This window comes from Cypionkella sp. (assembly GCF_028290025.1).
In the GTDB taxonomy this organism is placed as follows: Bacteria; Pseudomonadota; Alphaproteobacteria; order Rhodobacterales; family Rhodobacteraceae; genus Cypionkella.
In genome coordinates this window covers 1-8650 of the sequence record NZ_JAQGKQ010000071.1, presented here as the reverse complement: position 1 = coordinate 8650, position 8650 = coordinate 1, and the positions used below count along the sequence as shown (strand labels likewise).

Below are 8650 nucleotides of genomic sequence, written 5' to 3'. Positions count from 1 at the left end.
TGATGTCCATCAAGCAGGCCGAGGCCAGCATCACCCCACGCACCCGCGCAATCATGCTGATGCATTATGCGGGGCACATGGCCGAAATGAGGGCGTGGCGCGAGCTGGCCGCCCGGCATGATCTGCTGTTGATCGAGGATGCGGCACATGCCATCGGCGTCGCTGGCGTCGGCTCCTATGGTGATGGAAGTGCGTTCAGCTTTTACGGCAACAAGAACATGACAACGGCAGAAGGCGGCATGGTGCTGATGCGCCAGCCCGAGATGCTTGAGCGCGTGCGCCAGATGCGTGGCCACGGCATGACGCGCAGCGTGTTACAGCGCCTCGTCGCGCGGACCCCGCATTACGATGTGGACATGCTGGGATACAACTATCGCATGGATGAGATCCGCGCAGCAATCGGCATCGTGCAACTTTCCCGCCTCGAGGCGATGAATACCCAGCGTGCAGCGCTCGACATTTACTATCGGGCACTGCTGGCCCTGTTGGAAAACCGCTTCGAGGGTTTTCTCGTGCCCCGTCCTCGCACCGGTCTTTCAGCGCATCACATAATGCCCGTCTTGCTGCCTATGCAGGCCGATCGCGACCGAACCGCCGCCGATTTGCACGCAGCTGGCATCCAAACGACAATCCATTATCCGCCAGTTCACTCGCTGTCTTATTACCGCCAGCGCTATCCCGGGCTGCGCCTGCCGCTGACCGAGGAATTTCACCGGCGTGAGCTGACCTTGCCGCTTCATCCGAAAATGGACGAGTCCGATGTGGAACTCGTTGTCAGTACCCTCGAAAAGGCCTTGGAAAGTGCATTTGCACCCAATTATGGATAACCCAAAATGTCGCGACTGTCTGCATTCCCGAGTTTCTATGTTAGCCGCCTGATCGATGTGGTCCTCGCGTCCATGGGGCTGGTCGTCCTGAGCCCGCTGTTTTTGCTGATCATGATAGCAATCGTGGTCGATACTGGGTTTCCGATCTTCTTCGCGCAAACCCGCATCGCACAGGGCGGACGCACGTTTCAGATGTATAAGTTCCGCAAGTTTCACCCCATCTCACCGGGGGGCAGTCCGCTGACGATGAAACACGACAGCCGCATGACACGATTGGGTGGAGTTCTTGCAGGCACAAAGCTGGATGAATTGCCGCAGCTGTACAACATCATCCGCGGCGATATGGCCATTGTCGGGCCAAGGCCGGAAAGCATGGCTTTTGCCGGGGCGTTCACCGCACGTGAGTTGCCGTTGTTGCAATATCGCCCCGGTATCTTTGGCCCCAGCCAGGTCGCATTTCGCAATGAATGCTGTCTTTACCCTGCTGGTAAAGACCCGGTGCAGTTTTACCGCGACACCCTGTTTCCGGCGAAAGCAGCGCTTGATTTGGCCTACTATTCTCGGCGCACGGTCTGGGGCGATTTCTTGTGGATCGGCCGCGGTATCCTTGCAGTCCTTGGTAAGGTGCCAAAACTGGATTTGCCGCCTAACGTTGCCGAACCATCTGACGGCGCTCGAAAAATGGAAATCGTGATAGCCGGGGAATGAAAGGGATCCATAATGACCAGCGCTATGCACCTCAACGCCGTCAGCTATTCGGGGCGCAATGTTCTCGTAACCGGAGCGGACGGCTTTATCGGATCGCATCTGGTCGAGCGATTGGTCGAGGCAGAGGCAAATGTGACAGCGCTCTGTCTCTATAACTCTTTTGACTCGCTGGGTTGGATCGACCGATTGCCGCAGGCTACACGCGCACAGATGAATGTCATTCGCGGCGATGTACGCGACGCAGCGCTGGTGCGGCGGCTGGTCTCGCGGCAGGATACGGTGTTCCACCTTGCCGCATTGATCGCGATCCCCCATTCCTATGCCGCAGCGCAGTCCTATGTTGATACCAATATCCTGGGCACTCTGAACGTGCTGGAGGCGGCTCGCGAATATGATGTACGACGCGTCGTGCACACCTCTACGAGCGAGGTTTATGGCACTGCCATTACCGTGCCCATCACCGAGGCGCATCCGCTTCAGGGACAGTCGCCCTATTCTGCCACCAAGATCGGCGCCGACATGCTCGCTGAGGCCTTTGCGCGCTCGCATGATCTACCGGTCGTCATCCTGAGGCCGTTCAACACCTTTGGCCCGCGGCAAAGTGAGCGTGCAGTGATCCCGACGATCCTGCGCCAGGCGCTTGATCCGGAGGTAACTTCAATCCGCGTCGGCGATCTGACCCCGATCCGTGACTTTACCTATGTACAGGACACTGCGGCGGCATTCCTTGCGGCTGGTAGTTCAGGCTCGATCTCGTTCGGGGTGCCGTATAATGCGGGCTCTGGTGCGGCGGTAACGGTCAGGGATGTCGTCGATCTGGTGCTGAAGCTGACCGCCTGCACCAAGCCGGTCGTACAAGAGGTTAGTCGCTTGCGTCCGCCGAAATCCGAAGTGAAAGAACTGCTCGCCGACTTCACCCGCTTCAACCGAGCAACCGGCTGGAAACCTCAAGTCGATTTCGTCGAGGGAATGAAGCGTACGGTGGCCTGGTGGAAAAGCCAATTCCAGGAAGGTCGTGTACGCCAAGAGGTAAATTATGCGACATGATGCTGTCCGCCGCCGTCCAACCCTGCACAGGGCATCTGGACTTTGCGCTGGGGTTGCGATCTGGGTCGCAGCCTGCAGTGTCGCTGCAACTGCGCAGGAATACCGCCTTCAGGCGGGCGACGTGATCGAGTTCTCTGTGGCTGGCATGCCTGAAATGGATGCGCGAGCATCAATCCAGATCGACGGAAGCCTCAGCTTCCCGGGGGTCGGCGTCATAAAGGCTGCAGGCCGACCAATCTCGGAAATCCGCGACCGTATTGGAGCCACGCTCTCCAGCCGCCTGCGCACGATATTTCTGCCCGATGGCAGTCAGGCTACGCGGGTTGTGGAGTATGATGAAGTGTCCGCTTCGGTGGTTGAGTATCGCCCGGTCTTTGTCAGTGGCGATGTCACCCAGCCGGGCGAGCGTCCGTTCCGACCGGGAATGACTGTCCGGCAAGTGATCGCCGCATCTGGCGGAATAATACCGGTTACCCCCATTGTGCCCGGTTACAATCCATCGGCGATGCGCTCTGAGTATGCGGTGGCCTGGAATGCCGCCGTTGCGGCTAGCGCGCGTGTCTGGCGGTTGAAAAAGGAACTTGGCGAAGATGTGGAATTCGATCGCAATGCCTGGCCCGCTGCGCCGGACGGGGATGACGCTTTTGGAGCTTTTCTACGTGTTGAAACAGATATCTACGAAACGCGCGCCAAAAACGTTCAAAATGAAGACGGCTTTCTGAGAGCGCAACTGAAACAAATCGAGGATCAGGCTACTGTGATGCGCAAAGAGCTCGAGGTCGAAAAAGCAGTCGAGCAGAATGACGCTGATGCTTTGGCCGAAGCGACAAACTCCATCAAAAAGGGAATTCTGACGGCTTCGCGCCTGCAAGACTTTCGCAGCGCCGCCCTGTTTTCGTCCACGCGCCGTCTGCAAACCCAGGTCAGTCTCATGCAGCTCGAACGCCAGCGCAACGACCTCTCGCGTGAGAGCGAGCGGGCGGCAGAGCAACGACGTCTTGATCTGCTTGATGACTTGCAGAAAGCCGGACTTGATGCGGCACAGCAGCGCGCCCGGCTCCTTGCCGCCGACGAAGGCCTGCGGGCTATGGGGGTCGCCCCGGTCAACCCCGCTGGAGGGGCCGGGGCCCCGCAGATCACGGTCGTTCACAGCAATGCCGAAACACCCCAAGTTGTCAGCTACGACAGCAGGATTGAACCCGGCGACGTGATCGAGGTCAAACGGACTTCTGATGCTACACCACTTGCCGCTCTGATGGCACCTGATACCGATCTGATGCTGCCCGCCTCGTTAGCCCTGCAATAAAACCAGACCATGCGAAACACACGCGTCGCGGATTTCCCCCCGCCTGACCCTTCGGCGCCGGTATCTTCGACCCGCCGCTAGTCAGCGCAAGCTGCGTGTTCCACGCCATGATGGGCAGCCATTCCACGGCATCGTGAGCAGGTTTGACCGGCAATCAAACGGCATAAGCTTCGGCTGGTGAACAGCCAGAAGCGAGCATGCCCACCAAGAGATTGTCGATGCGCCGGATACGGGACTTATTGCGTTCGAAGTATGCTCAGGATCTGAGCGGCCGGGCGGTTACTAGGTCATTGGAGCTTGGGAAAGGCATGGTTGGGAATTATCTGTCACGGGCACGTCAGGCCGGTTTGTCCTAACCGCTTGCGACAAATTTGGACGATGACAGCTTGGAGTTGTTGCTGTTCCCAGCCCGACGATTGCGTCGCGACTGGATCGGCCGGTGCCGGACTGGGCGGCGATGGACGTCGAACTGCGTTGACCTGGGACGACGCGGGCGCTGTTGTGGGAGGAATATCGGCAAAGGCCCTAGATGGGTTTGGTTACGCCTGGTTCTGCGAGCATTTTAACGCCTGGAATAGGCGGATGCGGCCAATGATGCGGCAGGCGCATGTGGGCGGCAAGCAGGACTTTGTCGACTTTGCCAGCGACACGATCGATGTGATTGACCCGGACACAGCGAGGCGCAAGCCATGAAGCTGTTCGTGACGGCCATTGGGGGCATCGAACCACATCTATGCTGAAGCGGTGGCGTCGCAGGGGCTGGAGGATTGGATTCCTTGCCCATTGCCAATGAGGCATAAGGATGAAGGGAAACTGGGTTTTCGTGATACACCCTGTCAAGCTTTTTGGTTATAGCTGGCGGAATTTTGGCGATATCGTTTATATTTTCCTTTAAGTAACTGGCGCAGAACGATATTTTAGGGAGATTGCAGAGCTTCGAGGCAATGCATTCCAAAGTCAGCAAGTTCTTTAGCCCGACTGTGGTGGTCGATCATCTGTTTCGGCGTGCGAAATTGACCCCTCTCTGCTTTTGTGCAGCGGATGGAGCGGGAGTTGGCCTGTTTATCCCCTTTGTCCGCGAGGGAATCGAGATGAAATTCCTGTTCGACCGGCCCTGCATTGTCGATACCAGCAAGTTCCGCAGCCGTTTTTGGTTAGATGTGGTGCCGTTCGAGGTCGGGCTGGCGGCGACCGCGCGCAGCTGTGTCCCTCGGGATGCGGCCGATGTCGATACTCAGCCCGCGCTTCCCTCTGATCCCTCAACCCCATAAAAGGTAGGCTCAAATGCAATTCGAACCCAACCCTAACTGCCGCTGCGCAGCGTGCTCGCTGTCGTCGACGCCTTCAACATCTTCCTCGGTCTCAATGTCGGAATCGGCGGCATCAGGACTGTAGGTTGGTAGAGCGACGGACGTCTGTGAGTCACAGGCCCTTCCGGATCCGTGCAACGTCCTTCTCGATCGCCCCTCGTGGCAGAGGTCCTTCATGACCGAGGTAGAATTGCTTGGCTCTCAGGTCGAGCAAGCTCGTCAACGACTCTGCGGCGGCGCTATCCTCTCTAAGGGAGGCTGCTTGGGCCGGCCATACACGGCTATTCCTCCAAGGAGAACGCCAGCAAGGAGAACGCCAGACGCCGCCAAATCCCCGTGATAACGTGACAGTCAAGAAGAACAACGGACAGCGAGCCGGGTATGTGTCTTGGCGTGTGTATATGCTAAAGCTGCTTAAGAACGCGCTTTGCCGATCCAGGAAGGCCCGTGTCAAAAACGATTGCGTTCTTGCCCATCTTGAGGATGAACGCATTCAGCATTCAGAAGGGGACCATTGGGACGGTAGAGATCGAAGTGAACACAGCGGTGTCTCCTTTGTTGGTCGTCTTTGGTTGATATTGTGCGCTGAACCCATCGGCATTTAATGCGCGGGTCCAGCGTATCGGTTCACCCAGAGCCGCGATCCGCAGCAGATGACCATCATGCTTCTTAAGGAACTTGTGCAGCCTCGCAGGGTAGTCCGCCACGACTGCACCGATTACGGAGGGTCTTGCGGCAAGCGCCTTGCGCCACGCGGCGAGCTTGTCCAGCCCTTTGAACACTTCAAGATCGACAATCTCGTCGAAGACATCGAAGTAGCGGAACACAGGCGCGAACACGGCGTCCACGACGCAAAAGTCCGGACCGGCGAAAAAGGGGCCAGAGCCGAGTTCGCCTTCCAGCCTGTGAAACTTCTCGCGCAGCAGGGCCCGTTTCGCGCTGAAGAGTTCACTGTCCCTGGTGGTTTCGATCACCCATATATCGGCGAGTATCGAGGATCCGAACTCCATCCATGACCGATGCCGTGCCTTCTCGAGCGGATCTGTCGGGTGCAGGGGTCCTGGCTGGGTTTCCTCGAGATACTCGACGATCACCGAGCTTTCGAACAGAACCTGCCCACCGACCTGCAGCAGGGGCACCTTTCCGAACGGCGAAATCGATTTGAACCACTCGGGCTTGTCTGAAAGGTCAATGTCGACCCGCGTGAAAGGAACCCCTTTTTCGCCAAGCACGATCGCGACCCGCTGCACATACGGGCAAAGATCGAAGGACACGAGCGTCAGCTTGTCAAACATCATACCTCTCCCCACACATAGAACAGGGCGCCGTTCTCAACGATTGTTGGCAGGCGCATCAGCCGGGCGCCCTTGGGTGCCGGTCCTTGGGTCTTCTCCCCGGTGGACATATCGAAACGCGCGCCATGCCAAGGGCAGACGAACGCGCCATCAATGCACTCGAGCGGGCCTCCCAGATGGAGGCACACATTTGCGACCGCACGCGGAGCGCCGCCCGCAAGATACACGTGAACCTCCTTGTGGAAGAACGAGACGATCTTCGAGCCTTCGGCAGGGAGTTCATCGAGCGTAACAAGTTGAACCTTCATGGCACTCTCCTCATGCAGTCTTAAAAAATGTGGAAGACACCGGCTGCGACCGCGACAGAGCGAAGGCACCCTCGCCGAGCAAAGCCTGAACGAGCGCCAGAATTGACAGGTAGAGCGGATATTCCCAGCCACCGTTGGTGTAGCCGAACATCCAGCCATTGCCCGAATGTGCCCATGTGGCACCGAGCAGCACCGGCAGTAGAACCAAGGACACAACGCGCACCTGAACACCCAGAACGAGAAGAACACCGCCTAGGACTTCCAAGGGGAACACCACATAGACTAGCTGACCGGGCAATCCGATAGAAACGAAGAACTGCGCGGTCCCGGGAAGCGTATAGACCATCAGTTTGAGGATCAGACTGTGGGCAAGAAACATGAGGCCGAGCGAGACTCGCAGCAAGAATGCCGCAAGTTCGACTGATCGAGAATTGGACTGCATCTGGAAATCTCCTTTTTCAATGCAACTGCATTTATATAGATGCAAGTGCATTAAGATGTCAAGGGTTGATGCAGATGCATGAATACGCTATGCGTAGGGCATGAGCGAAAACGGACCTTCAGAGATCGTCGTCAAAAGCTGGGCACGGCTCATCCGTGCTGCAAACGAAGCCTTGTCGGCGGTGGAGAGTGATCTCAAGCGCGCGGGGCATCCGCCCTTGGCCTGGTACGATGTGCTGCTCGAGCTTCGACGCGCGGGAGACGACGGGCTTCGCCCGTTTGAGCTCGAGCGTGAGCTTTTGCTCGCCCAGCACAACGTCTCGCGGCTGATCGACCGACTGGAAGGGAAGGGTCTTGTCCATCGGAGGCCGGCAGACGACGACCGTCGCGGGCAGAGGATCGCAATCACAGAGCCAGGCCTGAAGATACTTACCAAAATGTGGCCTGACTATGCGGCAGCAATCCAGCGTCATGTCGGTGCAAAGTTCCATGACGAAGAGGAGGCCCAGCAGCTTTACCTGCTCACGGGAAGAATCTTGGACAGGACGTAAAGGTCGAAGAAGTTCTCATGCGACCCTCTACGTTTCGCCAAAGACCGACAGATACTCGCCGACATTCACGCCAAAGCGCCGCTGGAAGGCACGCCGCATGCGTTGCAGATCCCCAAAGCCACTCTCCACTGCGACCGTTTTGAGGGGCAGGTTGTCCGCGACCAGGGCACGGGCATGATCGACGCGGACTTTTTCCACAAACTGCGCAGGTGAGGAATTGAGGTGGCGGCGGAAGTGGCGTGCCAAGGTTCGGCCGTTCATGCCGGAGTCCTGCGCCAGATCCTCGGCGGTCCAAGGGCGATCGGGACGTGTGACGACGGCCTCTATCAGGCGAGACAGGCTTTCGTTGCTGGTGAATTGGCCCGCCAGATGCAGGGCATACTGGCTTTGTCCCCCGGTGCGGCGCAGTTGAACCACCAACTCTCTGGCAACATCCAGTGCTGCCGCATTCCCGCAATCCATCCGGATGATCGCCAGCGCCAGATCAATGCCTGTCGTGACACCAGCCGAGGTGAAGATGCGGTCTGACAGGACATGAATGCTGTCAATGTCCCAGTCGACGTCGGAATACCGATCGGCCTCGACCTTGCGTGACCAATGGGTGGTGGCTGTCTGCCCATGCAACACGCCCGCCGCCGCCAGAACCAAGGCGCCTGAGCAAATCGAGATAAGCGGGTTGGTGCCGATGGCCGCCTTTGCCGCGACAGAGGCCAGAACTGCCTGATCCAAAAGCAGCCGGTCCACGCCCTCGCCCCCCGGGATCAAAAGGTCTGCTGGGTCCGCCGTTGCGGACAACCGGCCTTCGGCTGTCAGAACCAGCCCGCAGGATGCCCGAACCGGATTACCATCCGGCGACA

At 58.2% G+C, this 8650-nt stretch carries 10 protein-coding genes; 6 read left to right on the top strand and 4 right to left on the bottom strand.

What is annotated here, in order from left to right; all coding sequences use genetic code 11:
• The 5 genes from JWS10_RS11760 to JWS10_RS11740 form a co-directional block, all read left to right on the top strand.
• Positions 1-827, top strand: an 827-nt coding sequence (locus JWS10_RS11760; RefSeq protein ID WP_299507606.1) for a DegT/DnrJ/EryC1/StrS aminotransferase family protein, incomplete at its 5' end; no start/stop codon positions are given.
• A 6-nt stretch (positions 828-833) separates the two neighbouring features.
• A complete protein-coding gene (locus tag JWS10_RS11755; RefSeq protein WP_299507604.1) occupies positions 834-1535 on the top strand; it encodes a sugar transferase in 702 nt (233 codons plus the stop codon).
• Positions 1536-1547: 12 nt separating this feature from the next.
• Positions 1548-2582: an SDR family NAD(P)-dependent oxidoreductase gene (locus JWS10_RS11750; protein WP_299507600.1), complete on the top strand. Its 1035-nt coding sequence runs from the start codon at positions 1548-1550 to the stop codon at positions 2580-2582.
• On the top strand, positions 2572-3888 hold the full coding sequence (locus JWS10_RS11745; RefSeq protein ID WP_299507597.1) for a polysaccharide biosynthesis/export family protein: 1317 nt from the start codon (positions 2572-2574) through the stop codon (positions 3886-3888). The genes JWS10_RS11750 and JWS10_RS11745 overlap by 11 nt, the downstream gene beginning before the upstream one ends.
• A 1091-nt stretch (positions 3889-4979) precedes the next feature.
• Positions 4980-5159 carry a hypothetical protein gene (locus JWS10_RS11740; RefSeq protein ID WP_299507594.1) on the top strand — a complete coding sequence of 60 codons (180 nt, stop codon included), beginning with the start codon at positions 4980-4982 and terminating at the stop codon, positions 5157-5159.
• Between the two features lie 539 nt (positions 5160-5698).
• On the opposite strand, the gene JWS10_RS11735 is transcribed toward JWS10_RS11740, so the two are convergent.
• The 3 genes from JWS10_RS11735 to JWS10_RS11725 are packed head-to-tail and all read right to left on the bottom strand — an operon-like array spanning position 5699 to position 7243.
• On the bottom strand, positions 5699-6493 hold the full coding sequence (locus JWS10_RS11735) for a glutathione S-transferase family protein (RefSeq protein ID WP_299507592.1): 795 nt from the start codon (positions 6491-6493) through the stop codon (positions 5699-5701).
• Positions 6493-6801, bottom strand: coding sequence for a Rieske 2Fe-2S domain-containing protein (locus JWS10_RS11730; RefSeq protein ID WP_299507589.1), 309 nt, complete (start codon positions 6799-6801; stop codon positions 6493-6495). Before JWS10_RS11730 ends, JWS10_RS11735 begins: the two co-directional genes overlap by 1 nt.
• Positions 6802-6811: 10 nt before the next feature.
• Complete coding sequence (locus JWS10_RS11725) at positions 6812-7243, bottom strand: DoxX family membrane protein (RefSeq protein WP_299507587.1); 432 nt, start codon at positions 7241-7243, stop codon at positions 6812-6814.
• A 100-nt stretch (positions 7244-7343) separates the two neighbouring features.
• Between JWS10_RS11725 and JWS10_RS11720 the strand changes: the two genes are divergently transcribed.
• The gene (locus JWS10_RS11720) at positions 7344-7793 is read left to right on the top strand and encodes a helix-turn-helix domain-containing protein (RefSeq protein ID WP_299507585.1); all 450 of its coding nucleotides are present in this window, start codon (positions 7344-7346) and stop codon (positions 7791-7793) included.
• A 27-nt stretch (positions 7794-7820) separates the two neighbouring features.
• Here JWS10_RS11720 and JWS10_RS11715 read toward each other — a convergent pair.
• Positions 7821-8650 (bottom strand): helix-turn-helix domain-containing protein (locus JWS10_RS11715; protein WP_299507583.1); only part of this gene is annotated, 830 nt, incomplete at its 5' end.

Excerpts from the sequence above, each read along its gene's own strand:
- JWS10_RS11755 (WP_299507604.1), top strand. The coding sequence starts at position 834 with ATGTCGCGACTGTCTGCATTCCCGAGTTTCTATGTTAGCCGCCTGATC.
- JWS10_RS11750 (WP_299507600.1), top strand. The coding sequence starts at position 1,548 with ATGACCAGCGCTATGCACCTCAACGCCGTCAGCTATTCGGGGCGCAAT.
- JWS10_RS11745 (WP_299507597.1), top strand. The coding sequence starts at position 2,572 with ATGCGACATGATGCTGTCCGCCGCCGTCCAACCCTGCACAGGGCATCT.
- JWS10_RS11740 (WP_299507594.1), top strand. The coding sequence starts at position 4,980 with ATGAAATTCCTGTTCGACCGGCCCTGCATTGTCGATACCAGCAAGTTC.
- JWS10_RS11735 (WP_299507592.1), bottom strand. The coding sequence starts at position 6,493 with ATGTTTGACAAGCTGACGCTCGTGTCCTTCGATCTTTGCCCGTATGTG.
- JWS10_RS11730 (WP_299507589.1), bottom strand. The coding sequence starts at position 6,801 with ATGAAGGTTCAACTTGTTACGCTCGATGAACTCCCTGCCGAAGGCTCG.
- JWS10_RS11725 (WP_299507587.1), bottom strand. The coding sequence starts at position 7,243 with ATGCAGTCCAATTCTCGATCAGTCGAACTTGCGGCATTCTTGCTGCGA.
- JWS10_RS11720 (WP_299507585.1), top strand. The coding sequence starts at position 7,344 with ATGAGCGAAAACGGACCTTCAGAGATCGTCGTCAAAAGCTGGGCACGG.